Source organism: Henriciella mobilis, from assembly GCF_003576315.1.
GTDB lineage: Bacteria > Pseudomonadota > Alphaproteobacteria > Caulobacterales > Hyphomonadaceae > Henriciella > Henriciella mobilis.
Window position 1 is genome coordinate 469,585 of sequence record NZ_QWFZ01000003.1, and the last position, 24,702, is coordinate 494,286.

General features: G+C 63.0%; 27 protein-coding genes. 10 read left to right on the forward strand and 17 right to left on the reverse strand.

Features of this window, described 5'->3' with window-relative positions; genetic code table 11:
• Positions 1–3: 3 nt before the first annotated feature.
• Both D1227_RS02365 and efp read right to left on the reverse strand, forming a co-directional pair.
• Entirely contained in the window at positions 4–816 is an 813-nt protein-coding gene (locus D1227_RS02365; RefSeq protein ID WP_119403643.1) for an inositol monophosphatase family protein, read from the reverse strand.
• A gap of 8 nt (positions 817–824) precedes the next feature.
• Positions 825–1,391 (reverse strand): elongation factor P, encoded by a 567-nt coding sequence (gene efp / locus D1227_RS02370; RefSeq protein WP_119375604.1) that lies wholly within the window; start codon positions 1,389–1,391, stop codon positions 825–827.
• A 151-nt stretch (positions 1,392–1,542) separates the two neighbouring features.
• Here efp and D1227_RS02375 point away from each other — a divergent pair, with 151 nt between their 5' ends.
• Positions 1,543–1,809: a DUF4282 domain-containing protein gene (locus D1227_RS02375; RefSeq protein ID WP_119403644.1), complete on the forward strand. Its 267-nt coding sequence runs from the start codon at positions 1,543–1,545 to the stop codon at positions 1,807–1,809.
• Here the strand turns inward: D1227_RS02375 and thiE are convergent.
• The 6 genes from thiE to gap form a co-directional block, all read right to left on the reverse strand.
• Positions 1,806–2,471 carry a thiamine phosphate synthase gene (gene thiE / locus D1227_RS02380; RefSeq protein WP_119403645.1) on the reverse strand — a complete coding sequence of 222 codons (666 nt, stop codon included), beginning with the start codon at positions 2,469–2,471 and terminating at the stop codon, positions 1,806–1,808. The genes D1227_RS02375 and thiE overlap by 4 nt on opposite strands.
• Positions 2,472–2,513: 42 nt before the next feature.
• Positions 2,514–3,299, reverse strand: a complete 786-nt coding sequence (locus D1227_RS02385) for a glutathione S-transferase family protein (RefSeq protein ID WP_119403646.1) — start codon at positions 3,297–3,299, stop codon at positions 2,514–2,516.
• Between the two features lie 58 nt (positions 3,300–3,357).
• Positions 3,358–3,588, reverse strand: a complete 231-nt coding sequence (locus tag D1227_RS02390) for a DUF1272 domain-containing protein (protein ID WP_119375608.1) — start codon at positions 3,586–3,588, stop codon at positions 3,358–3,360.
• Positions 3,589–3,666: 78 nt separating this feature from the next.
• Positions 3,667–4,560, reverse strand: a complete 894-nt coding sequence (locus D1227_RS02395) for a fructose bisphosphate aldolase (RefSeq protein WP_119375609.1) — start codon at positions 4,558–4,560, stop codon at positions 3,667–3,669.
• A 190-nt stretch (positions 4,561–4,750) separates the two neighbouring features.
• Entirely contained in the window at positions 4,751–5,947 is a 1,197-nt protein-coding gene (locus D1227_RS02400) for a phosphoglycerate kinase (protein WP_119403647.1), read from the reverse strand.
• Between the two features lie 21 nt (positions 5,948–5,968).
• Positions 5,969–6,976: a type I glyceraldehyde-3-phosphate dehydrogenase gene (gene gap / locus D1227_RS02405; protein ID WP_119375611.1), complete on the reverse strand. Its 1,008-nt coding sequence runs from the start codon at positions 6,974–6,976 to the stop codon at positions 5,969–5,971.
• A 365-nt stretch (positions 6,977–7,341) separates the two neighbouring features.
• Between gap and D1227_RS02410 the strand changes: the two genes are divergently transcribed.
• Positions 7,342–9,288, forward strand: coding sequence for a putative bifunctional diguanylate cyclase/phosphodiesterase (locus tag D1227_RS02410; protein WP_233349471.1), 1,947 nt, complete (start codon positions 7,342–7,344; stop codon positions 9,286–9,288).
• Between the two features lie 21 nt (positions 9,289–9,309).
• Here D1227_RS02410 and purT read toward each other — a convergent pair whose 3' ends face one another.
• The 3 genes from purT to D1227_RS02425 all read right to left on the reverse strand — a co-directional run bounded on the left by purT (position 9,310) and on the right by D1227_RS02425 (position 12,111).
• Positions 9,310–10,494, reverse strand: coding sequence for a formate-dependent phosphoribosylglycinamide formyltransferase (purT, locus tag D1227_RS02415; RefSeq protein WP_119403648.1), 1,185 nt, complete (start codon positions 10,492–10,494; stop codon positions 9,310–9,312).
• Position 10,495: 1 nt separating this feature from the next.
• Complete coding sequence (locus D1227_RS02420) at positions 10,496–10,957, reverse strand: ABA4-like family protein (protein WP_119404007.1); 462 nt, start codon at positions 10,955–10,957, stop codon at positions 10,496–10,498.
• 86 nt (positions 10,958–11,043) lie between these two features.
• Positions 11,044–12,111: a citrate synthase/methylcitrate synthase gene (locus tag D1227_RS02425; RefSeq protein ID WP_119403649.1), complete on the reverse strand. Its 1,068-nt coding sequence runs from the start codon at positions 12,109–12,111 to the stop codon at positions 11,044–11,046.
• A gap of 76 nt (positions 12,112–12,187) precedes the next feature.
• Here D1227_RS02425 and D1227_RS02430 point away from each other — a divergent pair, with 76 nt between their 5' ends.
• Entirely contained in the window at positions 12,188–13,318 is a 1,131-nt protein-coding gene (locus tag D1227_RS02430) for a citrate synthase family protein (protein ID WP_119404008.1), read from the forward strand.
• On the opposite strand, the gene tkt is transcribed toward D1227_RS02430, so the two are convergent.
• Positions 13,315–15,288 (reverse strand): transketolase, encoded by a 1,974-nt coding sequence (gene tkt / locus D1227_RS02435; protein ID WP_199288298.1) that lies wholly within the window; start codon positions 15,286–15,288, stop codon positions 13,315–13,317. The genes D1227_RS02430 and tkt overlap by 4 nt on opposite strands.
• 90 nt (positions 15,289–15,378) lie before the next feature.
• Here tkt and D1227_RS02440 point away from each other — a divergent pair, with 90 nt between their 5' ends.
• From D1227_RS02440 to D1227_RS02450, 3 genes are read left to right on the forward strand one after another with little or no spacing between them, the layout of a single operon-like run.
• Positions 15,379–15,654: a DUF4164 family protein gene (locus D1227_RS02440; RefSeq protein ID WP_119376060.1), complete on the forward strand. Its 276-nt coding sequence runs from the start codon at positions 15,379–15,381 to the stop codon at positions 15,652–15,654.
• A complete protein-coding gene (gene zapA / locus D1227_RS02445; protein ID WP_119375614.1) occupies positions 15,654–15,959 on the forward strand; it encodes a cell division protein ZapA in 306 nt (101 codons plus the stop codon). Before D1227_RS02440 ends, zapA begins: the two co-directional genes overlap by 1 nt.
• On the forward strand, positions 15,956–16,735 hold the full coding sequence (locus D1227_RS02450) for a glycosyltransferase family 2 protein (protein WP_119403650.1): 780 nt from the start codon (positions 15,956–15,958) through the stop codon (positions 16,733–16,735). The genes zapA and D1227_RS02450 overlap by 4 nt, the downstream gene beginning before the upstream one ends.
• On the opposite strand, the gene D1227_RS02455 is transcribed toward D1227_RS02450, so the two are convergent.
• The 5 genes from D1227_RS02455 to D1227_RS02475 all read right to left on the reverse strand — a co-directional run bounded on the left by D1227_RS02455 (position 16,705) and on the right by D1227_RS02475 (position 20,661).
• Positions 16,705–17,148 (reverse strand): bifunctional diaminohydroxyphosphoribosylaminopyrimidine deaminase/5-amino-6-(5-phosphoribosylamino)uracil reductase RibD, encoded by a 444-nt coding sequence (locus tag D1227_RS02455; protein ID WP_119375616.1) that lies wholly within the window; start codon positions 17,146–17,148, stop codon positions 16,705–16,707. The two genes, D1227_RS02450 and D1227_RS02455, sit on opposite strands and share 31 nt — an antisense overlap.
• Positions 17,145–18,053 (reverse strand): formyltetrahydrofolate deformylase, encoded by a 909-nt coding sequence (gene purU / locus D1227_RS02460; RefSeq protein WP_119403651.1) that lies wholly within the window; start codon positions 18,051–18,053, stop codon positions 17,145–17,147. The genes D1227_RS02455 and purU overlap by 4 nt, the downstream gene beginning before the upstream one ends.
• Positions 18,013–18,729: a 2,3-diphosphoglycerate-dependent phosphoglycerate mutase gene (gene gpmA / locus D1227_RS02465; protein WP_119375618.1), complete on the reverse strand. Its 717-nt coding sequence runs from the start codon at positions 18,727–18,729 to the stop codon at positions 18,013–18,015. Before gpmA ends, purU begins: the two co-directional genes overlap by 41 nt.
• Before the next feature lie 126 nt (positions 18,730–18,855).
• Positions 18,856–19,353: a hypothetical protein gene (locus D1227_RS02470; RefSeq protein WP_119403652.1), complete on the reverse strand. Its 498-nt coding sequence runs from the start codon at positions 19,351–19,353 to the stop codon at positions 18,856–18,858.
• Positions 19,354–19,521: 168 nt separating this feature from the next.
• A complete protein-coding gene (locus D1227_RS02475) occupies positions 19,522–20,661 on the reverse strand; it encodes an AGE family epimerase/isomerase (RefSeq protein ID WP_119403653.1) in 1,140 nt (379 codons plus the stop codon).
• Positions 20,662–20,782: 121 nt separating this feature from the next.
• On the opposite strand from D1227_RS02475, the gene D1227_RS02480 reads away from it, so the two are divergent.
• The 4 genes from D1227_RS02480 (at position 20,783) to D1227_RS02495 (ending at position 24,663) form a co-directional block, all read left to right on the forward strand.
• Positions 20,783–21,385, forward strand: coding sequence for a hypothetical protein (locus D1227_RS02480; RefSeq protein WP_119375621.1), 603 nt, complete (start codon positions 20,783–20,785; stop codon positions 21,383–21,385).
• Positions 21,382–22,014: a hypothetical protein gene (locus tag D1227_RS02485; RefSeq protein WP_119403654.1), complete on the forward strand. Its 633-nt coding sequence runs from the start codon at positions 21,382–21,384 to the stop codon at positions 22,012–22,014. Before D1227_RS02480 ends, D1227_RS02485 begins: the two co-directional genes overlap by 4 nt.
• Before the next feature lie 83 nt (positions 22,015–22,097).
• A complete protein-coding gene (locus D1227_RS02490; protein ID WP_119403655.1) occupies positions 22,098–23,315 on the forward strand; it encodes a murein hydrolase activator EnvC family protein in 1,218 nt (405 codons plus the stop codon).
• 25 nt (positions 23,316–23,340) lie between these two features.
• The gene (locus tag D1227_RS02495; protein ID WP_233349467.1) at positions 23,341–24,663 is read left to right on the forward strand and encodes a S41 family peptidase; all 1,323 of its coding nucleotides are present in this window, start codon (positions 23,341–23,343) and stop codon (positions 24,661–24,663) included.
• Positions 24,664–24,702 lie beyond the last annotated feature (39 nt).

Genomic DNA, 24,702 nt, shown 5'->3' on the forward strand with positions numbered 1-24,702 from the left:
GCCTTAGTCCTCGCCGAAAGCCTTGGCCTTGCGCAGGCGCTCTTTCAGCTTCGGCAGCAGGGCTTCGTTCGCGGCGATAATGTTGCCCGTCGTCTGGACGTCGCCGCCATCGATTTCCTCGACCTGGCCATAGGCCTCGCGCACCAGCACGATGCCGGCAGCGATATCCCACGGCTTCAGGCCGCGCTCCCAGAAGCCGTCAAACCGTCCGGCCGCGACATAGGCAAGATCCAGCGCCGCAGACCCATAACGGCGAATGCCAGCCGTCACGGGCGTGACAGACGCGATTTCCTGGGAAAACGTGCGGTGGGCATGCTCGCCCTTGCCGACCCAGGGCGTCCCGGTCGCAAAGACGCCCTCCTCAAGGCGCTTGCGGCCCGCGACGATCAGCTTGCGCTGGTCGAGCCAGGCGCCGCGGCCCGTCTCGGCCCAGAAGATCTCATTCTTGGCGACATCATAGACGACACCGCAGAACAGCTTGCCCTCGCGTTCTAGCGCGATGGAGACCGCATAGTGCGGCTGGCCGTGCAGGAAGTTCAGCGTACCATCGAGCGGATCGACGATGAAGCGGTTCGACTTGTCCGTACCCTCGACCACGCCGCGCTCTTCCATGACGAAGCCATAGCCGGGGCGCGCCTTGGAGAGGCTGTCATAGATGATGTCCTCGGCGCGATGGTCCGCGTTCGAGACAAAGTCCGCCGGGCCTTTCTTGGAGATCTGCAAATTCTCCACCTCGCCAAAGTCGCGCGCAAGCGAGCGACCGGCCAGGCGGGCAGCATTGATCATCACGGTTCCGACGGGTGAGGGTTTGGACATGTCAGACCTTAGTCAGCGCGTTTGAGATAGGTCGTGTCGGAGGTCTGCACGACGATGCGCTCGCCCACGCCCACGAATGGCGGGACCATCACACGGATGCCGTTCTCGCAGACCGCCGGCTTGAAGCTGTTGGCCGCTGTCTGGCCCTTCACGACCGGCTCGGTTTCCTCGATGGTCAGGATCACCTGGTCGGGCAGGGAAATGCCGATCGGCTTTTCCTCGTAGAATTCGATGACCACAGTCATGCCATCCTGCAGGAAGTCGCCCTGGTCGCCGATGAAATCCTTCTGGATCTCGATCTGCTCGAAGGTCTCCTGGTCCATGAAGGCATAAGCCTCACCGGCATCGAACAGGAACTGGTAGTCGCGCTGCTCGAGGCGGACCTTCTCCACGGTCTCGGAGGAACGAAACCGCTCATTGAGCTTCGATCCGTTGATCAGATTGCGCAGCTCGACCTGATTGAATGCGCCGCCCTTGCCGGGCTTCACGGAGTTCGTTTTCACGGCGCGCCAGACGCTGCCCTGATGCTCGATCACGTTCCCCGGCTTGATTTCATTGCCATTGATCTTGGCCATCTTCGTAGAGACTCCTGCTGGTCCTAGTGGGCGCGAGGTAGCCGCGTGGCCCGCACTGGTCAAGAAGCGGTTGGCTGCTTGTATGGACACTCACTGAATTTTCAGCTTTCTTCTGAATGACTTGCAGCAGGCCAGCGCAACGGGGAAACACATGGATATGCTGTCGAATTTCCTGAGCTTCGAGAAACCAATGGGCGAGGTGCTGACCAAGTTCCTCTTCTATGTCGGGATCATATTCATCGTGCTCTGGGGCCTGCGCACCGAGTGGCACTGGATCATGTATTTCGACAATGACTGGGACCGCGCGCTCTGGGGCGTCATCTGGACACCGATTGCCACCATCCTGCGTCTGCTGGCCCTGCGGGTCGGTGCAGAGCTCGCCCTGTCGGTCCTGCGGCTCGACAAGACGAAGGCCTAGAACGCGGCTTCGGCCTCATCCAGCGCGGCATTGAAAGCGGCCACGGCGGCGGCCGGACCATCGGCGTGCGACCAGACGGCTGCGCTCACCGCCACGAAATCAGCCCCCGCCAGCGATATCTCTTTTGCGGTGTCCGGCGTGATCCCGCCGATGGCGACGCACGGAATTTCCATCACGGCCTGCCACCAGGAGAGCAGCTCCGGCTCGGCGGGCACGGTGTCGGCCTTGGTCTGGCTTGGGAAGAACGCCCCGAAGGCAACATAGTCGGCGCCCTGCTCACCAGCTTCCATCGCCACATGACGTGAGTTCTTCGCCGTCGCTCCGATGATCGGAGCCTTGCCGAGGCGCTTGCGTGCATCCTTCACCCGCATGTCGAGATGGCCGAGGTGAACACCGTCCGCCTCGATTTCGGCGCAGACACCGACGCTGTCATTGATGATGAGCGCGATGTCGCGGTCCCGGCAAAGCGGCAGCAGCGCCTCAGCCACGGCCTTCGTCTTCGCCTCGTCCACCTGCCCGTCCGGCTTGATGCGCACCTGCAAGCAGGCCACGTCGCCGCCTTCCAGCGCGGCCTCGAACAGGCGCACGAACCCCGCCACATCCTCGATGTCCGGCGGGGTGATCAGGTAAAGGCGCGTGCGCTGGCGTTTCGGCTCTGTCATGGCGCCCTGACTAGACCGCCGGGCGCGAAGAGGAAAGCCCGCTCAGCTGAAGTCCGGCGTGAAGCGGATATTGTCCTTCTCCAGCCCTTTCAGGACGACGTCGAGCCCGCCTGACTTGATCATCCATTCGAGGCGATGGTCGCGGTATTCACGCTTGAACAGGCCCGCTTCGACAGCGCCGCTGACATCCTGCATGCCGGAGATGGAGTCCAGGGCTTCCTGGGCGGCCGTCGAAACGCTTGGGCGGGCCATGGCCCGGGCCTGCCAGGCGGCCAGCGCGCTGCCTTCAGGCGGGGTGAGGCCGAACCCGGCCGAACCGTTCACATAAGGAATAACCGAGAGATCGCCCCAGCCGAAGGTCTCGCCATTGAACCAGTCGCGCCGGCCCAGTTCGCGCTCCAGCCAGGCATGCAGCCCGGCCACCTGCTGGGCCGCGCGCGACTCGATCTTTTCCTTCAGCGCGCCCGTTGCGCGCTTGAAGTGGTTGAGCTCGCCGAGCCCCCAATTGATCGGCTCGTAATGGCAGTCCATCACATCCTCGATGATGCGCACCCGCGCACGGTCGGCAGGGGCGGCCGGCAGCATTGGCGGGATCGGCCATTTGTCTTCGATATATTCAAGGATCACCGTCGAATCGAAGATCGCGGTATCGCCATCGCGCAGCAGAGGGACCTCGCCGCGCGGATTGCCGTTCATGAACTCGTCCGGCGTATCACCTGTCCCGATACCGCTGGGCAGGCGGGTTTCGAAATCGATGCCTTTCTCCCGGAGCGAGATCTTCACTTTCTGGGCATAGGGCGAAAGTGGGTGTTCGTAGACGATCAGCATAAGGTGTCCTTCCTTTTCGCGAAGGACTGGGCCTCTCGTCGCCTTGCGGAAAGCAAGCCTATTTCGGTTTGTGAATCCGTTTTGTGCTGGCGGGGTATTTCTCCAGCGCTTCGCCCTTGCGGCGCGGCCGGGGCGAGAACCCGCCGCCGCAATTGGGGCATTCGCCCTTGTGGACGTCGCGCACGCACGCCTGGCAGAAGGTGCATTCAAACGAGCAGATCATCGCGCCGGTCTGGTCGGCCGGCAGGTCCTTGTCGCACGTCTCACAGGAAGGGCGCATTTCGAGCATGCCGACAGCCTAAGCGAGACACGAAAAAAGGCAGCCCCGAAAGACTGCCTTTTCGCTTAAACATTTGTCAGGCTTGGATCAGCCGGCTTTCGAGGCCTGGTAGATGCTGTCGATCGATTCGCCGAGTGTCTTGTTGAAGTCTTCATCGCTTTGCTGGGCCGAGAGGCCTTCGGTCAGGGCGCGCGAGAAGCTGGCAATCATGCCAGTATTCTTCGACAGGCGCTCGCACGCCTCTTCGCGCGAATAGCCGCCGGACAGGGCCACGACGCGCATCACGCGCGGATGGTCGACCAGCGGCTTGTAGAGGTTTGCCTTTTCCGGGAGCGTCAGCTTCAGCATGACCTGCTGGTCGGCGCCCAGGGCATCGAGCTGCTGCTTGATCTCGGCAAGCAGGATCTCTTCGGCTTCGGCCTTGTCAGCGATGGAGATCGTTACTTCCGGCTCGATGATTGGAACCAGGCCGTGCTGCAGGATCTGGCGGCCGATATCGAATTGCTGGTGGACGACGGCAGCAATGCCGTCCTTGTTCGCCGCGTCGATGACGGAGCGCATCTTGGTGCCGAAAATTCCCTTGGCGACGGCCCGCTCAAGCAGCGCGTCGAGATCCGGCATCGGCTTCATGACCTTCACGCCGTTCTTTTCATCCGCCAGGCCCTTGTCGACCTTCAGGAATGGCACGACGCTGCAGGTTTCCCAGAGATACTTCGCGGTCGGCACACCATCGATATCGCCGTCCATGGTACGCTCGAACAGGATCGCTCCCATGACCTTGTCGCCATTAAAGGCCGGCGACTTGATGATCCGCGCGCGCATCTCGTGGATCAGGCCGAACATCTCCTCGTCATTCGAATAGGCGTCTTCCTCAATGCCATAGAGGCGAAGCGCCTTCGGCGTCGAACCGCCCGACTGGTCGAGCGCGGCAATAAAGCCGTCTTTTTCCGCTGCCTGCTTTGTCATTTTTTCGTTTTGCATGGGTCCGTCTCTTCTTGTCCCGGGAGTTAAGTCATTGAGTTGCGCCAAAACGAAACGCCCCGCGATTCCAACGGGAATCGCGGGGCATCTGACCTGGCTTGTCTGAAATTGGTTGGTAGCGCTACCAGCATGTTGGCTCCGGCCCCCGCTTCAAGATCTACCTGAAACGGCGGCTTTCGAACCGTCATGTCTATCCCTTTAGCGCCTCAACACCTGGCAGTGCCTTGCCTTCCATCCATTCAAGAAATGCGCCACCGGCGGTGGAGACAAAAGTGAAATCGTCGGCCACACCGGCATGGTTGAGGGCCGCGACCGTATCGCCGCCACCAGCGACCGCGACCAGCTTGCCCGCCTTGGCGCGCACGCCAGCGGCACGGGCAGCTGCGACCGTCGCCTTGTCGAAGGGCTCGATCTCGAATGCCCCGAGCGGGCCATTCCAGACCAGCGTCTTGGCCGCATCCATGGCGATCGTGATGATGCCTACCGTCTGCTGGCCGGCGTCGAGGATCATTTCGTCGTCCGCCACGTCGCCGACCGGGCAGGTGCGATGCGGGGCGTTGGCAGCAAATTCCTTCGCCACGACGACATCCTGCGGCAGGATGATGTCACAGCCCGCTGCCTTGGCATTGGCTTCGATCTCGCGGCACGTACCGGCAAGGTCATGCTCGCACAGCGACTTGCCAACGGGCTGGCCGCGCGCAGCGAGGAAGGTGTTGGCCATGCCGCCGCCAATCGCCAGAGCGTCGACCTTGCTGACAAGGTTCTTCAGGAGATCGATCTTGGTCGACACCTTGGCGCCGCCAACAACGGCCAGCACGGGACGCTCAGGATTGCCGAGCGCGGCTTCCAGCGCGTCGAGTTCCCGCTCCATCGCCCGTCCGGCATAGGCCGGCAGCTTGCGGGCCAGCGCCTCTGTCGTGACGTGGGCGCGGTGGGCCGCCGAGAAGGCATCATTGACGTAGAGGTCGCCCAGCTTCGCCATTTCCGTGGCGAGCGCCTCGTCATTCTTCTCTTCGCCCGGCTTGAAGCGCGTATTCTCCAGCAGGACGACGCCGCCGCCCTGGATGGAGTCGATCGCGTGCTGGGCCACTTCGCCGACACAGTCAGCAGCAAACGCGACCGGTGCCCCGAGCACGCCCGCAAACGCTTCGGCGACCGGCTTGAGGCTGAGCTCCGGCTTCACTTCACCCTTCGGCCGCCCGAAATGGGCGAGCAAAGCGACTTTCGCGCCCTTGCCTGACAGGGCATTCACCGTGTCCAGCGCGGCGCGGAGCCGGGTGTCGTCGGTCACCTTGCCATTGGCGACCGGCACGTTGAAGTCCACGCGGACCAGCGCCGTCTTGCCGGCCAGATGGTCCGCGTCGTCGATGCGTTTGAAGTCAGTCATTAAGACGCTCCGGGGTGTCAGCTAGATGAGTTTCGCCATGGCGATGGCGGTGTCGCTCATCCGGGTCGAGAAGCCCCACTCATTGTCGTACCAGGACAGGACCGAGACGAGCGTGCCGTCCATCACCTTGGTCTGGTCGGTATGGAAGACCGAGGAATGCGGGTTGTGATTGAAGTCGATGGAGACGTTCTTCACATCCGTATAACCGAGGATGCCCTTGAGCGGTCCATCGGCGGCGGCGCGGATCGCGTCGTTGATTTCCTCGACCGTCGTGGCGCGCTTGGCGATGAACTTCAGGTCGACCACCGAAACGTTCGGGGTCGGTACGCGGATGGCAAAGCCGTCCAGCTTGCCATTCAGCTCCGGCAGGACGAGGCCGACAGCCTTTGCGGCGCCGGTCGAGGTCGGGATCATCGAGGTCGCTGCCGCGCGGCCGCGATAAAGATCCTTGTGCATCGTGTCGAGCGTCGGCTGGTCACCCGTATAGGAGTGAATGGTCGTCATCATCCCCTTCTCGATACCGATGACGTCATTCAGCACCTTGGCGACCGGCGAGAGGCAGTTCGTCGTGCACGATGCGTTGGAGACGACCATGTCGTCCTTGGTCAGCACGTCATGGTTCACGCCATAGACGATCGTCTTGTCCGCGCCCGAAGCCGGGGCCGAGACGAGAACGCGCTTGGCGCCCGCCTCAAGGTGCATCGACGCTTTCTCCTTGTCGGTGAAGATGCCGGTGCATTCCATCGCGATATCGACATTGTTGGCTGCGTGCGGCAGCTCTTTCGGGTCGCGGATCGCCGTCACCTTGAAGGACTGGCCACCGACCTTGATCGTGTCGCCGTCGACCGTGACGTCCATTGGCAGCGTGCCGTGGACCGAGTCGTATTTCAGCAGGTGCGCATTGGTTTCGACAGGGCCGAGGTCGTTGATCGAGACGACTTCGATATCCGTGCGCCCATGCTCGAGGATCGACCGCAATACATTCCGGCCAATCCGGCCAAATCCGTTGATGGCTACACGAACCGCCATGTTTTCCTCTCCATTCAAGATAAATGTCTCGTCCGCAGAATTGCGGCTTTGCGCCGGGGTTTAGACGCCTCGCGCGCACACGTCCAGCATTGCCCTAGAGAAGGGGGCCTTGTGTCGCGCTTTCTGCCGCATTTTTTGACGCTCGGCGGATGCATCCGGACAATCTGTAGCTAACCTGCGCCTCTGGATTCCCGGCGGCCGGTCAACATTTCCGAGTAAATACTGTCAGCTCACCTCTGCAGTTCAAGCTACAGAATAGACCACCTTTCGACAGTAAAGTTAAACCTAAATTTCAGAAATTCTTGCCAGGGTAACAGACAACCGGATTCGCAGTTCCGGAAGATCGTTGGGAGGGGCGTCCCGAATTGTTGAAGTTCATACCAGAACGGGTCGGCAGTCTCCTGGCTGTTCCGAGGAACAAACCGGAACTCGTCAAGGCACAGTTCCAGGTCTTCTCGCGCCAGGTCCCGATGATGTACGGCGTCGTCCTCGTGAATGCCTGGGCGCTGACCGTGGTCTCCTGGGGCTCCGCGCCCCGATGGCTCACGCTTTATGTGCCCGCGGCCTTTTCGCTGATTTGCGTGATCCGTCTGCTGAGCTGGTGGAAATCCAGACATGAATGCCCGCCAGCCGAGGTTGCCCGCAGAGCGCTGGTTCGGACCAATATTCTCGCTGCGGTGATGGCACTGTCAATCACGGCCTGGGCGCTGACCCTGTCGCAATTTTCGTCGCGGGAAATCGACAGTATCATCGCCTTCTTTCTCGGCATCACCGGCGTCAGCGTCGTCATTTGCCTCCTGCATATGAGATCGGCCGCCTTCATTGTGGCGATTGGCGCGAACATTCCCTTCGTCGCAATGTATAGCCTGTCCGATTCACCATCTCATGTTGCCATGGCGTTCATCATGCTTGTCGTGGTGATCTCTCTGGTAGTGGTTGTATTCGTGCAGTCCGGACACTTCGCCAGTTCGGTCGAGGCACAAACCAAGCTTGAGGCTGCAAACCGGGAGAATTTTCGGCTGGCCAATCTCGACAGCCTGACAGACCTCAGCAACCGCCGGCAGTTCTTTGCCCACCTGGAGGAAAAGTTTGCCGAAGCGCAGGCCAATGGAACGCGCCTTGCCGTCGGCGTGCTCGACCTGGATGGGTTCAAGCCGGTCAACGATGTCTACGGTCACGCTGTCGGCGATGCCTTGCTGACCAATGTCGGCAAGCGCCTTGAGGCCTTTTCTGGCGAGAGAATGCTGGTCGCCCGGCTGGGCGGGGACGAGTTTGCGCTGATCTTCCCCGATTGCAGCAGCAATCAAGACGTCTTGGCCCAGGGCGAGCGTATCTGTGCGCAGTTGCGCGCCCCCTTTGTGATGCCCGAAGCGACGATCCGCATAACGGGGTCGCTTGGTCTCGCGATTTTTCCGGACACCGGGACGAGCGCGCAGGATCTGTACGAAAAGGCAGATTACGCGCTCTATAGCAGCAAGCGCGAGAGCAGGAGCCGCGCGATGCTGTTCTCATCCAGGCATGTCCTGCAGATCGAACAGAGCACCCGCATCGAACGGGTCCTGCGCGAGGCGGACCTTACCAGGGAACTGGCGGTCTACTTCCAGCCCATCGTCGACAGCGGCACGGGAAAGGCGGTGGCCTTCGAAGCGCTGGCACGATGGACCAGCCCCGTTCTCGGCCGGGTATCGCCAGGCCTGTTCATTCCGGTCGCTGAACGCGCCGGCCTTGTCCAGAAACTGACGCGGGTCCTGCTGGAGAAGGCGCTCGCCGCCGCAGAACAGTGGCCCGACGAGATGCGCCTGTCCTTCAACCTTTCGACGCATGATATCAGTTCGTCCGAGGGGATCGTGCGGATTCTGGGGATTATCAACGCCAGCGCGATCGACCCCAAACGCATTGATCTTGAAATCACTGAAACTGCGATGATGTACGATTTCGATCAGGCCAAGGCCGCCGTCGAGCTTTTGCGGCAACTTGGATGCGGCATTGCACTCGATGATTTCGGTACCGGCTTTTCCAGTCTCAGCCAGCTGCACGCCCTGCCGCTGACCAAGATCAAGATCGACCGCAGTTTCGTTTCCTGCATCGACAAGACCCCGGCGAGCCACAAGATCGTGAAGTCGCTTCTCACTCTCAGCCGCGACATGGGCCTGGACTGTGTGATTGAGGGCGTCGAGAAGAAGGAAGAGCCGGCGGTTCTGGAAAAACTGGGCGGCCGGCTGATCCAGGGCTATTTCTACGCACCGCCTGTCCCGGAAGCCGAGGTCGCCCGCTTCTTTCCAGAGCCTCGCCTCAAACAATCAGCGGTCTGACCAGGCGTCGAATCGCGGTGCTCAGTCAGCCTTGACCTTGACTGCCCCGGCTGCTTTCCGCGCCCGCTCGCGGGCCGTTTCGACACTGTCAGCACCCGCAACTGCCACGCCCATGCGCCGGCGCACGAAACTCTCCGGCTTTCCGAAGAGGCGCAGCTGCGACTGCGGGACCGAAAGCGCCGTGTCGAGGCCCTCGAACGTCACGCCTTCTGCATCAACGCCGCCATAGATGACCGCGCTGGCACCGGGCGTTGAAAGGCTCGCATCAACCGGCAAGCCGAGGATCGCACGCGCATGCAGGGCAAACTCGCTCTGGGCTTGCGTAGCCAATGTGACAAGACCGGTATCGTGGGGCCGGGGGCTGACCTCCGAGAACCACACCTCGTCTCCCTTCACGAACATCTCCACCCCGAACAGGCCGAGCCCGCCCAGCGCGTCGGTGACCTTGCTGGCCATGTCCTTTGCGGCCTTCAGCGCCGCCTCGCTCATCGGCTGAGGCTGCCAGCTCTCGACATAATCGCCGCTTTCCTGGCGGTGGCCGATGGGCTCGCAGAAGACCGTGCCATTGGCGGCGCGCACCGTCAGCAGCGTGATCTCGAAGTCGAAATCGACCTCGCCTTCCACGATGACACGTGTTTCGCGCTTACGCCCGGCCTCCAGAGCATAGACCCAGGCATGGTCGATCTCCGCCGGGTGCTTCACATGCGACTGGCCCTTGCCGGAGGACGACATGACCGGCTTCACGAACACCGGATAGCCGATCTTGTCTGCCGCTTCGGCAAGCTCATCGCCGGATGATGCAAAGGCGTACGGGCTGGTCGGCAGGCCAAGCTCCTCGGCTGCGAGGCGGCGGATGCCTTCGCGGTTCATGGTCAGCTGCGTTGCCCGGGCCGTCGGCACGACCGTCGCGACGGCCTCCATCTCGATCTTTGCCAGCTCATTTGTGGCAATGGCCTCGATCTCGGGCACGATCAGGTGAGGGCGCTCCTGTTCGACCAGGGCGCGCAGGGCCGCCGGATCGGTCATGTCGATGACATGCGAGCGATGGGCGACCTGCATGGCGGGCGCGTTCGGATAGCGGTCGACCGCGATCACTTCGGCGCCATAGCGCTGCAGTTCGATGACGACTTCCTTGCCAAGCTCGCCCGACCCCAGCAGCATGACCCGCGTGGCGGACGCGGTTAGCGGCGTACCGATCGAAATCATGTCAGCGCTCGTCCTGGCCGGTTTCAAACAGGCTGATGCCCTGCCCACGGCTGAAGCGTACGAGCATGTAGGCCAGCAGGCCGACCGGCCCGAAGATGAAGGTGGCGATCAGGCAGGGCGCCACGGCCAGGTGCGGCAGGCCGCGGCGCATGGCATCCCGGCCGATCCACGCGCCGACGAAGAGGTCAAAGACGAGGTAATGGGACCAGCCGATGATCACACCGTTCGGGTGGTCGAACAGGGCCGAAACACCGGCGATCGAGGTGAAACCAACGCCGTCCGAGGACACGCCGAAAAAGAGCGACGCGATCAGGCAGATGGCGTAGATCGAGCCGAGTGCGAGCGGATAGATGCCGGAATGCACGACGATCTGCGTCGTGCGCCAAGTCGGCCCCAGAACAAGCAGCAGCCATGCGGGCACCACCACGGCATTAATCAGTGTGAACAGTAATTCCCAGGTCATCAGCGAGCTCGCCCCTTCCTTCAGCCTGATGCGGGCCAAGAGCCACAAATCACGCCCGGATGGAAGGGGCGAAAGCAAATGACGCGTCAGGCGTATTCCGGGACCGGGCCGCGATACACCGATTTGGGGCGGACAATCCGCTTTTCGCCAATCTGCTCGCTCGCATGAGCGATCCAGCCGAGTACACGCCCGGTCGCGAAGATGGCGGTGAAAGCTTCACGCGGAATGTCGAGCGCTTCGAGCAGGACGGCAGTGTAGAACTCGACATTCGTTTCCAGCCGTCGGGTGGGATACTTACGCGCCAGGCGTTGCAGCACGACTGTCTCGATATGCTCGGCGAATGCAATCCGTCCGGCCGTGCCCGGCAGTTTCGAGACGGCTGCCTTGAGGGCGTCGGCTCGCGGGTCACGGACCCGGTAGACGCGGTGGCCAAACCCCATCAGGCGCTCGCCGCGCGCCAGCGCTGCATCGATCCATCTCTCGGCCGCATCCGGTGTTCCGATATCGTCCACCATGTCGAGAACCGGGCCGGGCGCACCGCCATGCAGCGGGCCTTTCAGCGCCGAGATCCCGCCAAGCACCGCTGAGCCAAGCCCGGCGCGTGTCGAGGCGATCACCCGGGCCGCAAAGGTCGAGGCGTTGAGGCCGTGGTCGCTGACCGTCGCGAGATAGGCATCCAGCGCCCTCGCCTCGGCATCGCTGGCGGGTGTGCCCCGCATCATCCGGAGCAGGTCCTGCGCCTGCGACAGGGCGGGGTCAGGCGCGATGGGCGGCAGGCCCTGGCCATGACGCACAGCCGCCGCCGTGAAGACCGCCGCCGCAGCCGGAAAAGCGATGGCGTCATCAAAAGCCTCGCTATCGTTCAGCAGCGACCATCCGGTGCGCAGCGCCTCGACCACGCCGCTCTCCATCGGAAAGGTGCCGACAAGCGCGAAGGCTGCCGCGCGCGCTCGGCCAAGCTGCGCCTGGATCTCTGCATCGTTGCCGAGTTCGGGAAAGAATCCATCCCAGAGCAGGCCGAGGACGGCCTCATACGGCTTGTCTGCTGCGAGCGTTTCCACGGGCCAGCCCCGGACGATCAGGCGTCCAGCCTGCCCGTCGACGTCCGACAGGACGGTTTCGGCGGCGACGATGTTCTCAAGTCCACTATCCATGACTTTTCTCCTTCTCTGCGGCGAGAAATGGCTATGGAGTCTGGTTAACGTCAATCTTGATCAATATAATCAATATATGAGCTGGCTGACCCGCGATGCTGCCCTTGCCCGTCTCGGCGTAAAGCCGCAGACGCTCTACGCCTATGTCAGCCGAGGGCTGATCAGGTCGCAGCCCGCTGAAGACGATCCGCGATCGAGCGTCTATTCCGGGTCCGATATCGACGCCTTCCTGAAACGGCGGCGCACAGGCCGGGCGCGTAGCGCGATTGCAGAGGGCACCATCGCCTGGGGCGATCCGGTCATGCAGACCGCGATTACGACCGTGCGCGACGGCCAGCTCATCTATCGCGGAACGGACGCGGTAACGCTCGCTGAAACTGCCCCGCTGGAAGAAGCCGCCGCCCTGCTCTGGCAAGCCGATAGCCTTGATACGACCTCGACGCCGCAATCACCGGCGCGCGGCGAGACGGGCAAGGCGCGCTTGCTGTCATGGCTGGCGACCCGGGCCGCAAGGGATCTGCCGGGTCATGGCCGCAGCCCGGCCGCACTGAGACGGGACGGCGCGGTCATTCTCAATGGCGCCGCCGAAGCGATCACGCGGTCATCCGGCCCGGACGCCTTTCACGGCCGGCTTGCAAGCTACTGGCTGGTCGGGGACGAGGCAGGCGACCTCATCCGCAGGGCGCTCGTGCTGGTGGCCGATCACGAACTCAACCCGTCCACCTTTGCCGCGCGCGTGGCTGCCTCGACGGGCAGCTCGCTGGCCGCGGCCGCGCTGGCTGGATGCGCCACACTGACCGGCCCAAGACATGGTGAAGCGTCGGCCCGTGCGCTCGCCTATCTGAAAGCCGCGTGCCGCGACGGCCCTGAGGCGGCGCTCGGCGCAATCGCGGCGCGGGGAGAATATATGGCTGCTGTCGGGCACGCGCTTTATCCCGATGGCGATCCCAGGGCGCGAGCACTACTCGACTGGATGGATCTAGGGGACCCGCTCAAGGCCGCCATCGAGGCCGCGCAAGAGGCCTCCGGCAAGCTGGCCAATGTCGACATGGCGCTCGCGGCGCTCACCCTGAAGCTTGGCCTTCCAGATGATGCGCCTTTCCTGCTGTTCGCGAGCGGCCGGATTGTCGGCTGGCTGGCGCACGCCATGGAACAGCTGACCTCGGGCCAGCTGATCCGTCCGCGCGCAACCTATACAGGTGACTAGACGAGCGCCTCGGCGGCGGCCACGACACCGTCGGTGGTGATGCCGAACTTGTTGTATAGGTCCTTGTAAGGGGCGCTGGCACCGAAGCTGTCCATGCCGACAAAGCCGCCATCATGCCCGATCCAGCGGTCCCAGCCGAAGCGGACACCGGCCTCGACGGCCACCTTGGGCAGCTCACCACCCAGCGTCCGGCTTTGATAGGCAGCATCCTGGGCTTCGAACAGCTCCATGCAGGGCATGGAGACGACGCGCGCACCGATCCCCTTGGCTTCAAGCGCGGCTTGCGCTTCGACGGCGATGCCGACTTCCGATCCGGTTGCGATCAGCACGACTTTCTCGTCGCCCTTCGCCGGTGAGAGGACATAGCCCCCGCGGGCCGAGAGGTTCTCTTCGACATGCTCGGTCCGCACGCTGGCAACACCTTGGCGCGTCAGTGCGATGGTCGACGGGCCGGTCTGGTTCTTCAGCGCCAGTTCCCAGCATTCCGCCGTCTCGACACCGTCCGCCGGGCGGAAGACCAGCATGTTCGGCATCGCGCGCAGGCTTGCGACCTGCTCGACCGGCTGGTGGGTCGGGCCATCCTCGCCGAGGCCGATGGAGTCATGGGTCATGACATGCACGACCTGCGCGCCCATCAGCGCGCCGAGCCGGATGGCCGCGCGGGAATAGTCCGCGAAGACAAGGAAGGTGCCGGAATAGGGGATGATCCCCTTGTGCAGCGACATGCCGTTCATCGCGGCCGCCATGCCATGTTCGCGAACGCCATAATGGATGTAGCGTCCGCCCCAGTTCGCCGGTGTCATCGGCTCAGTGGCTTTTGTCTTGGTGTTGTTCGAACCGGTGAGGTCCGCCGAACCGCCGACCATTTCCGGGACAGCCTTGGTCAGCTCTTCCAGCACAGCGCCGGACCATTGCCGGGTCGCCTTGCTCTCGCCGCCTTCGACAACCGCTTTCTTGTGCGCGCGCACGACGGCGGAGATGTCACCGATCTCGCCGGCAATCGCCTTCTCAAACGCGGCCTTGTCCTTGGACGCGGCAAGCCGGGACGACCACTCGGCATGCAGCGGCTGGGCGTGCGCCCCTTCGCGCTTCCAGGCATGCTCGATGTCTTCCGGAATCTCGAAGGGCGGATGGTCCCAGCCGATATTCTTGCGAATACCAGCCACTTCATCGGCGCCGTACGGGCCGCCATGCGCCTTGCCCGTGCCGGCAAGGGTCGGCGCGCCATAGCCGATGATCGTCTTGCACGCGACCATGACCGGCTTGTCCTGCTTCTGCGCCCATTCCAGCGCTTCGTAGATCTCTTCGGTGTTGTGGCCGTCAATCTTCTTCGTCGCCCAGCCAGCCGCTTCGAAGCGCTTGCACTGGTCGGTATTGTCGGAAAGGTCGGTCGAGCCGTCGATGGTGACCGCGTTGTCGTCGAACAGCACGATCAGCTTGTTGAGCTTCATATGCCCGGCGAGCGTGATCGCTTCCTGGCTGACGCCCTCCATGAGGCAGCCATCGCCCGCGACGACCCAGGTCTTGTGATCAACGAGATCGTCCCCGAAGCGCGCATTCAGGTGGCGTTCGGCAATCGCCATGCCGACGGCCGTCGCTATGCCTTGCCCGAGCGGTCCGGTCGTCGTCTCGACACCGGGAGTCACGAAGTTCTCAGGGTGGCCGGGCGTCTTGCTCCCGAGCTGGCGGAAATTGCGAATGTCGTCGCGGCTGACGCTTTCATAGCCTGTCAGGTGCAGCAGCGAATAGATCAGCATCGAGCCATGGCCAGCCGACAGGACGAACCGGTCGCGGTCTGGCCAGGCTGGATCGGCCGGGTCATGCTTCAGGTAATGCGTCCATAGGATGGTAGCGATATCAGCCATGCCCAGCGGTAGACCGACATGTCCTGATTCGGCCTGTTCGACCGCGTCCATGGAAAGAGCTCGGATGGCGTTCGCCATGTCCTTGTGTTCGACTGACATGATCATTCCCCGTTGTTTGTTTCGCTTTGGACGGGTGCAGGCTTTGCTGTCAACCTGCTTGGCGATTTGGCCTGCATCCTGCTATCGGAAAATGTCATGGACAAAGTCAACGCTGCTGCAGATCGCCTCGATTCCGCGCTGTCCCGTTTGGAGGGCGCACTCGAAAGCCTTTTCGAGAGGGCTGGCGACCCCGGCGTTGTGCGCCGGGAGCTTGAAGCCATGGTCGCCGATCGTGCACGTCTGGCCGACGAACTGGATGCTTCGCTCGCCCGCGAACGCCAGCTGCAGGCTCTCGCCGACGAAGCCTCCGAAGCGCTCGGCGCGGCCATTGAGGAAGTGCGTGCGGCCCTGAACCGGGAAGGATCAAGCTGATGGCCAAGGCGGACATCACGATTCGCGGACGCGACTACTCGGTCGCCTGTGCGCCGGGACAGGAACAACGCCTGGTCGCCCTGTCGAAAAATCTCGACAAGCGTGTGCGCCAGATTGCCGAAGCGGTCGGAGACATAGGCGAAGCGCGCCTGCTTCTGGTTGCAGCGCTGTCGCTGCTCGATGAGCTGGAAGCGGCCCATCGTGGCACACCGGCAGACCTGTCGCAGCAAAAAGCGGCTTCGGCGCTGGCCGACGCGGCCGCCCGGATCGAGGCGCTCGCCGAACGCATCGAGGCCGGCCAGTGACGCGTCAGCGCGATCTCAGCGTCCTCATCCCCTTCTATAATGAAGCCGGAAACGTCCTTCCCCTGATCGACGAGGTTCACGCAGCCCTCGACGGGCTCGACTATGAAATCGTCTGCGTCAATGACTGTTCGGATGATTCGACCGGCGACGAACTCGCCGAAGCGCAGGCCGCCACGCCTGAGCGGATTATCGTGCGCACCCATGTCCAGCGGGCGGGCAAGTCCGCCGCCCTGATGACAGGCCTAAGGGCTGTCAGCGGCCGCTGGACGCAGCTGCTCGACGGCGACGGACAGAATGACATCGCCGACACGCGCCGCCTCTGGGACGAGATCGTCGCGCCCGGCGGGACCGGCAAGCTCGGCCTGATCGCGGGCAAGCGAAAGAGCCGCAACGATTCCGGCTTCAAGTGGCTGCAGTCTCGCGTCGCCAATGGCATTCGCCGGTTCATGCTGCGTGACGATGCGACCGATACCGGCTGCGGCTGGAAGCTGATGCGCACCGATGCCTTCCGGGAGCTGCCCTATTTCGCCTCCATGCACCGCTTTTTGCCGGCGCTGATGAAACGTGCAGGCTGGGAGGTCCGCGAGGAGCTGGTCAATGACCGGCGGCGCTGGCATGGCGCGTCAAAATACGGCTTCCTGGGCCGTCTCGGCGCCGGGATTTTCGACCTGTTCGGAGTCTTCTGGCTGGTGCGGCGCGGCCAGCCCGGCATTGCCGCCGAATGGGATGATCCGCGCGCAGGCGATCAGGCAAGCGAGGCGAAGAAGTCCTCATAAAGAGCGGCCGCTTCGGCTTCGCAAAGGCCCGTTTCGACGCTGATTCCGGCCGCCTCGATCGCGGCCTTGCCGCCGGAGCCCTTGGGGTGCTTGTCCATCACCGCAATCACGACGCGCGACACGCCTGCCTCGATCAGGCGCTTCGAGCACGCCGATTCGCCATTGGTGCGTTCACGGCAGGGCTCGAGCGTGACATAGGCGATCGCGCCCTTGGCACCGCGGCCCTGCAGCGGGCCGAGCGCCATCTCTTCGGCATGCGGGCGCCCGCCATCCGCGGTGGCGCCTTCCGATATCCTGCGGCCATCGGGCCCGACAATGACACAGCCGACGGAAGGGTTCTGGCCGGTCCGGCCATGTTGTGCACGCGCCAGCTCGATCGCCCGTCGCATATGCCCTTCATCCTGTGTCTTCATTCGAACACCACCGTTCTTATGCCATTCAGAAACACTCGGCCTTCCGCGTGTGCCGTAACAGCACGCGAAAGGACACGCGCCTCGATGTCGCGGCCAATCTCCGCCATGCGCTGCGGCGTGAGACGATGATCCACGGGCGAGACATCCTGCGCAATGATCGGACCTTCATCGAGGTCGGCTGTGACGTAATGTGCTGAAGCGCCGATCAGCTTGACCCCGCGCTTGTGCGCTTGGTGGTAGGGTTTGGCGCCCTTGAAGCTCGGAAGGAAGGAATGATGAATATTGATGCACCGGCCTTCCAGCTCCCGGCACAGGCCATCCGAAAGCACCTGCATGTAGCGCGCAAGCACAACGAAATCGCTTTGCGTCTCTCTGATCAGCTGGCGCAGCCTGTCCTCGGCCTCCAGCTTTGTGTCCCGTGTGACCGGCACATAGTGGTAGGGCAGCTCATGGCGCTCAGCCAGCCAGCGGCCATCCTCATGATTGGATACGATCGCCGTGATCTCCGCGCCGAGCTGGCCGCGCCGGTGGCGATAGAGCAGGTCGTTCAGGCAGTGATCGCCCTTCGACACCATGATCAGTGCACGCGGCCGGTCCGCCTTGCGGCGCAGCGACCAGGTCATGGAGCGCTTCTCGGCCAGCGCATTGAATCCGGCCTCGAAGGTCGCACGGTCGAAGCCATCCGGCGATTCGAACTCCACCCAGATAAAGAAGCGGGCGGTGTCGCTGTCGCCGAAATCCTGGCTCTCGATCACGTTCAGGCCGGCGCGTGCGATATAGCCCGCGACATCGGCGAGAATGCCGATCGCGTCGGGCGCAGCCGCGCGCAGGATGTAGCGTGAATTCGGCAAGACCTGTTCGTCCTCAGCCCGGAATGGCTGGCAGCTCGGTCGCCCGCGAGGCATCGAGGTAGCGCGCGCTGATCGGCTTCAGATTGTCATCGAGCTCGATCAGGAGCGGGTTGCCGGTCGGGATCTCAACGCCAGTGATCGTCTCATCAGGGACCTCGAACAGATGTTTGACCAGCGCGCGCAGCGAATTGCCGTGGGCCGCGATCACCGTATCGGTGCCCGATTTCAGGACGGGTGCGATCGATTCGTGCCAGAATGGCAGGACGCGCTCGAGGGTGAGCTTAAGGCTTTCAGTGTCCGGCACATCGACCCCGTCATAACGCGGGTCACCGGACAGATCATACTTCGAGCCCTTCTCCAGCGGCGGCGGCGGGGTGTCATAGGAGCGGCGCCAGATATGGACCTGTTCATCGCCATGCTTCTCGGCGGTCTCTTTCTTGTCGAGGCCCGTCAGCCCGCCATAGTGACGCTCATTCAGGCGCCAGTTCTTTTCGACCGGAAGCCAGACCAGGCCCATTTCCGTCAGTGCCAGCCAGAGCGTGCGGATCGCGCGGGTCTGGACACTGGAAAAGGCCTGACGCGGCGCAAATCCGGCCTCGCGCAGCAGCTCTCCCGCATGCCGGGCTTCGGCTTCGCCCTTCTCGGTCAGGTCTGCATCCCACCAGCCGGTGAAGCGGTTCTCAAGGTTCCACTGGCTCTGGCCATGGCGGATCAAGGCAAGCGTTGGCATCGGTCTTCCTGTCTCAAATTCTGCAAGTTGCCGCCGTTTAGAGCATGATCATGCCGAATCCAAGCGACTGGCGCCCATGCAAAGCAAGAAACGTGCGGCTTGCTCGCCAGATACCCGGCGCATCCATTAGGCTGCACTCGCCTCGACAAACTGGCGATACATGCTCTCATGCGCGCTCGACGGGCCTTGCTGGGCAAGGATAAGATCGGGCGCCTCGTCGAGCTTGATCAGGAAATCGAGCAGGTGCTGGGCCGCCTCTGTCGGATCGCCATGGCGGCGGGAGGCTTCGATGCTGGTCTCAACCGAACGGATGAGGTTCACCGGCTCGTCGGGGCTGGCTGGCACGCCCCCGAAGTCCGGCATATGCGACTGAAACTCCGCGCCGCGCGCCCGCAGGAGCATCATGTCCATACTGAAGGGATAAACGGCTTCCGTGAGCTGATCGGCAAGCTTGTCGATGTCTCGCGGCGTGATGTTCTGAAGGTCGTAATTCTCGAGGATTTCGCCAAATTTTCCGGTCGCGGCCTTGCCGAAATCCTGCTCGCTGATCCCGGCCGTGTGCACGGGCTGATTTGGTTGCGCCGCGATCGAGGCGACAATCGAGGAGGTATTTGTAACTTGCATGGCAATCCTAGCACTGCAGTTGATGTCCGCCGAATCTTGCCGCCTGAACTTAAAAAACCGTAAGCCGGAAGGCGTACCGCGCTTCCCTGGCAGTCCCGCGCCACGGGAAACTGTGCAGCCCTTCACCAGAATCCGGCAATCGCAGTATTCACTACAGCTTTGCGAAATCTAGACGCCGGTGACCCGGATCAGTTCATCGAAGGCCAGGACGACGTGATAGCCGGTCGAGGCGGGCATGGATTCAGTTGCGACATGGCCGTCTTCATCGAATTTGTCGATCCACCCGCCTTCGGGCGTCAGATACTCGTCCATCAGGACGTCGAAACACTGGACGGCCCGGCGGTCATGCGCCTCATCATCGCGGTCGAGCTCCAGCATGGCGAGGTGAGCTTTCAGCGCCTCGGTCTGCATCCAGGTGCGCCGCGAATGATCACATACGGAACCGTCACGCTTCGCACCCGTGAAGGCGCGTCCTTCCTCATCGAGCGTCCGAAGACCGAAATCGTAGAGATGAACCATGGCCGGGTTGAGGTCCTCCCCGGTCAACGCCGCATGCCGCTGCAAAAGCCAGACCCATTCGAACTGGTGCCCGGGCTCAACGACATCATGCGCCTCACCCGTTTCAGCAGACCAGTCCGGGCGGAAATATTCGCCCAGCGTGTGGGTGTCCGGATCGAGCATTTTCGAGGCAAACAGGTCGACGATCGCACCGGCGCGCTTCAGGTGGGCGCCCTCCGGCTCGGCGGCGTGCAGCGCGTGACAGGCCTCCAGCAGGTGCATGTGCGGATTCTGCAGGCGCTGGCTGCCGCGCGGCAGCATCTCGGCGTAGCCGCCATGCGCCGTATCAGCCAGCATCGTATCGACCGATTTCAGGATGGCGTGCGCCGCTGGCAGGGCTGCCTCCTGTCCGCGGCGGGCGGCGTTGGCGAGCGCATACAGTACGAAAGCGGTGTCGTAGAGGTCGGCGCGCGCATCGGTCAGGCCCGACCCGTCCGTCGCCAGGATGCGCCCGGCCAGGCCATCGGAGCGCAGGCACGCACCCTTCAGCGCGTTCACGCCCATCTGCACCAGCCGTTCGGCGCGGTCGCGGTCCCAGCCATAATCCTGGGCCAGGCAGAAGAGATAGGTCTGGCGTGCCTGGACGCGTACCCGGGTCGAGTCGGCCTCGACAGGTCGGTGCGTCATGTCCAGGGCTTCGCGGAAGAGGCCGTGGCCGGCCGAGCCTTCCTTGCCCCAAAGCGGAAAGCAGGACTCGATCATCCAGTCACGGGCTTCTCTGGCCCGGCGCTTCAGCGCAGATGATGTCATTCGCGATTCCCCTCACATTTCATGGGTTTTCGGCTCGCCTCTTGGTGCCGCCATTGCTATCAAGCCGTCAACATTGTTTCACCCACGACCGCCCTCGCAAAGCCGGGACCACACCGAACGCATGTCTGACAGGGTCTTTTTCATCGCAGCCTTCATGGTCGCCGTCTTCATGGTTGTCCTTGGCCTGGCGCCCGGGCTTGGCGAGGATCCGAGCGGACCGGTCAGCGGTGGCGGGACGGACTATTCACGCATTGAAGTGTCTGGGCCGCAGCTCAGCCGCATTGTCGCCGGCGGCGATGTCGACATCGACCTGATGCGCGCAGACGGACGCGATGTCGTCAGGATCGGAGCGCTGGCCGATACGCTGAGCGAAGATCCGCTGCAGGGCCCGCATTTCGTCCTCGCGCCGGATCTCGAAGTCGCCTTCGCCGGCCGTCCCGTCCGCGTGACCGTGACCGCCCGGGCCGCAGACAAGTATGGCGCCTCCGAGATGCGCCTGCATTACTGGGCCGGCAGCGGCGAAGGCTCCGGTTGGCAGACCTTCAACCTGACCCGTACCCTGCAGGACTATTCCTTCGTCTACGAACCACCCGCCCGCAATCAGGGCACCGACCCGGGCTACGATTATATCGCCATTCGTCCGGTCGTGCCCGAAAAGGAGCGCGCCCTCTTCGTGTCGGCTGTCACGCTGCAGCCGCTTGAGCCAGGCGCGAATTCAGAATGATCAAACCTGTCACCAGCCTCTTCCTGCTTACCGGCCTGGCACTCCTGCCCGGCTGCATCAATCGGACCGTGACAATTGTCCCCGCCACCGTGGGTAAGGTTGTCTACCTGGCATCAGGCGAGCCGGCGACAGGCGCCCGCGTTTCAGCGCCGGGCACCGATATTTCCGCCGAAACCGGCCCGCTGGGCGAATTCCAGCTTGCCGCCCTTACCCGGAAACGGAGCGAGGTGGTGCTGCCCGCGAGCGGGGTCTATGTCGACGGGGCCGCGCTCATGGCCGAAGCTGGCGAGGCGCGCGCCTATGGCTGGGCGCAATTTATCTCCACGTCAGACACGGCCATGACGGATGTGACGCTGTTTCTCATTCCGCGCGGAGCAGCCTTCGATGGCAGCGGCATACCGGAAGACTGCACACTCGAAGACGATGAAACCTATGCGCTGCAGATGCTTGACGCGCCGGCCTCGGATGCACTGCAGGCCTGGCTTGATAGCGGCATTGAACATGGCGACCAGCTCGACCAGCTGCTTGGCGTAGCCCTTGTCGGGAACCTCTCCAGACGCTGCGACGTCCCGGCGGTGCAGACGCGGGACTGGTCCGCTCAGATCGATGCGTTGACCGGCGAGGAATAAACGCCCGGCAAACCACAGGATACTGCTGATTGCGCCGCCCTGATTAATGTTGCGGTCATTCACTTTGTGGCATTCTCAACGGAATGTCATTCAGACTGCGCCTTCTCATGCTGTCCATGGCCGGCCTGCTGCTGGCGGCGACCCCGCGCGAATTCACGCGTGAGGAGCTGAAGGCGCTTGAGGCCGAACGCGATGCGGCCCTGCGGCAGCTGAAAGCGCTGGAAGAGGCCGAGAACACCGCCGTTCGCAGTGTCGCCGACCTCGAATCCAGCCTGATCGCTGCCGCCATGGAGAGCCGCCGCCGGGAGGAACAGGCCGCCGCATCCGAACGCAAGCTGATCGACCTTTCCGTGCGCCTGCGGGCCGCACGCGAGGAACTGATCGCCAGCGATGAGCATCTTGAAGACATCATGGCCAGTCTTGCCATCTCCGGACGCCACCATCCCCCTGCCCTCATCGCCTCACCGCATGAAGCCAATGACGCCATCCGGGCAGCCATTGTCATGGGTGCCACAGCCCCCGTGCTGAAAGAGCGCACTGACAGGCTGACCACCGAGATCACCGAGCTGAAGGTTCTCGAATCGCAGGTCCGGCGGGAAAAAGCCCGGCTTGAGACCAATGAAGCCCGCCTGTCACTGAAGAAGGCGGAGATCGAACAACTCGTCGCAACCAAGCGCGCCCAGTTCGAAAGCGTCAGCAACGAGGCTGAACTGCTGCGCATGCGGGTCGACAAGATCGGCGCCGCAGCCAAGACGCTGCGCCAGCTGCTGGTCGCCCTCGAAGACAGCGCACCAAGCGCCCCCGGCATGAAACCGGACGGACGGATCATGCTCGCGGCCAACCGGACGAGTTCCGGCATCCGGTCCGATGCCCCGCGTGCCTCAACGGCGGCCGCAAACCTTGCGCCGCTTGGCCAGGACAAGATTGGCGGACTGCTGCGCCCCGTCAGCGGGCTGGTCTCGCGAAGCTGGGGCCAGAAATTGCCGGACGGGGAGTCCTCGAAAGGGCTCTACATACAGCCGCGTCCGGATTCGGGCGTTGTCGCCCCCGTCGACGGGACGATCGAGTATGCCGGCATGTTCCGCACTTACGGCCAGCTCTTGATCATTTCCACAAGTGATGGCTACCATATTCTACTGAGCGGGATGAGCCGTATTTACGGCACGCCCGGCCAGACGGTGAAGGCCGGTGAGCCGGTTGGTCGCATGCCAAACCGTGAAATTCCGCCGCCTGAACTCTATCTAGAAGTCAGGAAGGCGGGCGAACCAATGAATCCAGCGCGCTGGATGAAGGGCGGCTAGAGCCGCTGAAAGGGAGAAACAGACAATGCGGGCAATGCTTACAGGTGCAGCCATTGGGGTGGTGCTGGGTGGATTGGCCGTCGGTGTTTCAGCCTTCGCCTGGCCGGAATCGAAACCGGCAGACAGCCGTGCGGAAACCTACAGACAGCTCGACCTCTTTGCCGAAGTCTTGGCGCGCGCCCGCGCCGACTATGTCACCGAGATCGACGAAGCAGAAGCCATGGAAGCGGCCATCAATGGCATGCTCGGCTCGCTCGACCCGCACTCCTCGTATATGTCCGCCGACGATTTCGAAGCGATGCAGGTGCAGACCTCCGGCGAATATGGCGGCCTCGGCATCGAGGTCACCATGGAAGACGGCTTCGTGAAGGTCGTCACCCCGATGGACGACACGCCCGCCAGCCGCGCCGGACTGGAAAGCGGTGACCTGCTCACCGCGATTAACGGCCAGCCAATCGTCGGCCTCAACATCGACGATGCGGTGCGCGACATGCGCGGCCCGCCCGGCTCTGAAATCATCGTCACGGTGCTGCGCGAAGGCGAGGACGCGTTTGACGTCACGCTGAAACGCGAAGTGATCCGTCCGAAATCCGTGACCTGGGAAGTCAAGGATGGCGATATCGCCTATTTCCGCATCTCGACCTTCAATGAGCGCACAACCGACCTGCTCGAGGACGCCATAGAGGAATCGAGCCGCGCGATCGACGGACGCCCGAAAGGCATCATTCTCGACCTTCGCAACAATGGCGGCGGCCTGCTCGACCAGGCCATCTCGATCAGCGACAAGTTCCTGTCGGGCGGCGAAGTCGTCTCCACGATCGGCCGCCGGCCGGGCGACATCGCCCGCTACAATGCCCGCAGCGGCGAAGTGTTCAAGAACGTGCCCATGGTCGTCCTGATCAATAACGGGTCCGCCTCAGCTTCTGAAATTGTTGCCGGCGCCCTGCAGGATCGTGGTCGCGCCACCATTCTCGGCACGACCAGCTTCGGCAAGGGCTCGGTCCAGACCGTCATTCCGCTTGGCTCGGACCGCGGCGCCATCCGGCTGACGACGTCGCGCTATTACACCCCGTCCGGGCGCTCCATCCAGGCGACCGGCATCGAGCCGGACCTGGAAGTCGCCCAGTCGCGCATCTCCGAAGACCAGCTGGACAAGATCCGCCGGTATTCCGAGGCCGACCTTCCCAACGCCCTCTCCAATGAGGAAGGCGCCCAGCGTCGTATTCCGCATCTGCCGGACGACCAGCCACCGGAAGACTATGACGGCAAGGATTACCAGCTCGACCGGGCGCTCGAAGTCCTGCATGGTGGACAGCTGACAGCCGCGCGCAATCCTAACGCCGGTTAAGAAGTCTTTGCGACTTCTTAACCAATCGGCTGCAATCTG

Excerpts from the sequence above, each read along its gene's own strand:
- D1227_RS02365 (WP_119403643.1), bottom strand. The coding sequence starts at position 816 with ATGTCCAAACCCTCACCCGTCGGAACCGTGATGATCAATGCTGCCCGC.
- efp (WP_119375604.1), bottom strand. The coding sequence starts at position 1,391 with ATGGCCAAGATCAATGGCAATGAAATCAAGCCGGGGAACGTGATCGAG.
- D1227_RS02375 (WP_119403644.1), top strand. The coding sequence starts at position 1,543 with ATGGATATGCTGTCGAATTTCCTGAGCTTCGAGAAACCAATGGGCGAG.
- thiE (WP_119403645.1), bottom strand. The coding sequence starts at position 2,471 with ATGACAGAGCCGAAACGCCAGCGCACGCGCCTTTACCTGATCACCCCG.
- D1227_RS02385 (WP_119403646.1), bottom strand. The coding sequence starts at position 3,299 with ATGCTGATCGTCTACGAACACCCACTTTCGCCCTATGCCCAGAAAGTG.
- D1227_RS02390 (WP_119375608.1), bottom strand. The coding sequence starts at position 3,588 with ATGCTCGAAATGCGCCCTTCCTGTGAGACGTGCGACAAGGACCTGCCG.
- D1227_RS02395 (WP_119375609.1), bottom strand. The coding sequence starts at position 4,560 with ATGCAAAACGAAAAAATGACAAAGCAGGCAGCGGAAAAAGACGGCTTT.
- D1227_RS02400 (WP_119403647.1), bottom strand. The coding sequence starts at position 5,947 with ATGACTGACTTCAAACGCATCGACGACGCGGACCATCTGGCCGGCAAG.
- gap (WP_119375611.1), bottom strand. The coding sequence starts at position 6,976 with ATGGCGGTTCGTGTAGCCATCAACGGATTTGGCCGGATTGGCCGGAAT.
- purT (WP_119403648.1), bottom strand. The coding sequence starts at position 10,494 with ATGATTTCGATCGGTACGCCGCTAACCGCGTCCGCCACGCGGGTCATG.
- D1227_RS02420 (WP_119404007.1), bottom strand. The coding sequence starts at position 10,957 with ATGACCTGGGAATTACTGTTCACACTGATTAATGCCGTGGTGGTGCCC.
- D1227_RS02425 (WP_119403649.1), bottom strand. The coding sequence starts at position 12,111 with ATGGATAGTGGACTTGAGAACATCGTCGCCGCCGAAACCGTCCTGTCG.
- D1227_RS02430 (WP_119404008.1), top strand. The coding sequence starts at position 12,188 with ATGAGCTGGCTGACCCGCGATGCTGCCCTTGCCCGTCTCGGCGTAAAG.
- tkt (WP_199288298.1), bottom strand. The coding sequence starts at position 15,288 with ATGATCATGTCAGTCGAACACAAGGACATGGCGAACGCCATCCGAGCT.
- D1227_RS02440 (WP_119376060.1), top strand. The coding sequence starts at position 15,379 with ATGGACAAAGTCAACGCTGCTGCAGATCGCCTCGATTCCGCGCTGTCC.
- zapA (WP_119375614.1), top strand. The coding sequence starts at position 15,654 with ATGGCCAAGGCGGACATCACGATTCGCGGACGCGACTACTCGGTCGCC.
- D1227_RS02455 (WP_119375616.1), bottom strand. The coding sequence starts at position 17,148 with ATGAAGACACAGGATGAAGGGCATATGCGACGGGCGATCGAGCTGGCG.
- purU (WP_119403651.1), bottom strand. The coding sequence starts at position 18,053 with ATGCCTCGCGGGCGACCGAGCTGCCAGCCATTCCGGGCTGAGGACGAA.
- gpmA (WP_119375618.1), bottom strand. The coding sequence starts at position 18,729 with ATGCCAACGCTTGCCTTGATCCGCCATGGCCAGAGCCAGTGGAACCTT.
- D1227_RS02470 (WP_119403652.1), bottom strand. The coding sequence starts at position 19,353 with ATGCAAGTTACAAATACCTCCTCGATTGTCGCCTCGATCGCGGCGCAA.
- D1227_RS02475 (WP_119403653.1), bottom strand. The coding sequence starts at position 20,661 with ATGACATCATCTGCGCTGAAGCGCCGGGCCAGAGAAGCCCGTGACTGG.
- D1227_RS02480 (WP_119375621.1), top strand. The coding sequence starts at position 20,783 with ATGTCTGACAGGGTCTTTTTCATCGCAGCCTTCATGGTCGCCGTCTTC.
- D1227_RS02485 (WP_119403654.1), top strand. The coding sequence starts at position 21,382 with ATGATCAAACCTGTCACCAGCCTCTTCCTGCTTACCGGCCTGGCACTC.
- D1227_RS02490 (WP_119403655.1), top strand. The coding sequence starts at position 22,098 with ATGTCATTCAGACTGCGCCTTCTCATGCTGTCCATGGCCGGCCTGCTG.
- D1227_RS02495 (WP_233349467.1), top strand. The coding sequence starts at position 23,341 with ATGCGGGCAATGCTTACAGGTGCAGCCATTGGGGTGGTGCTGGGTGGA.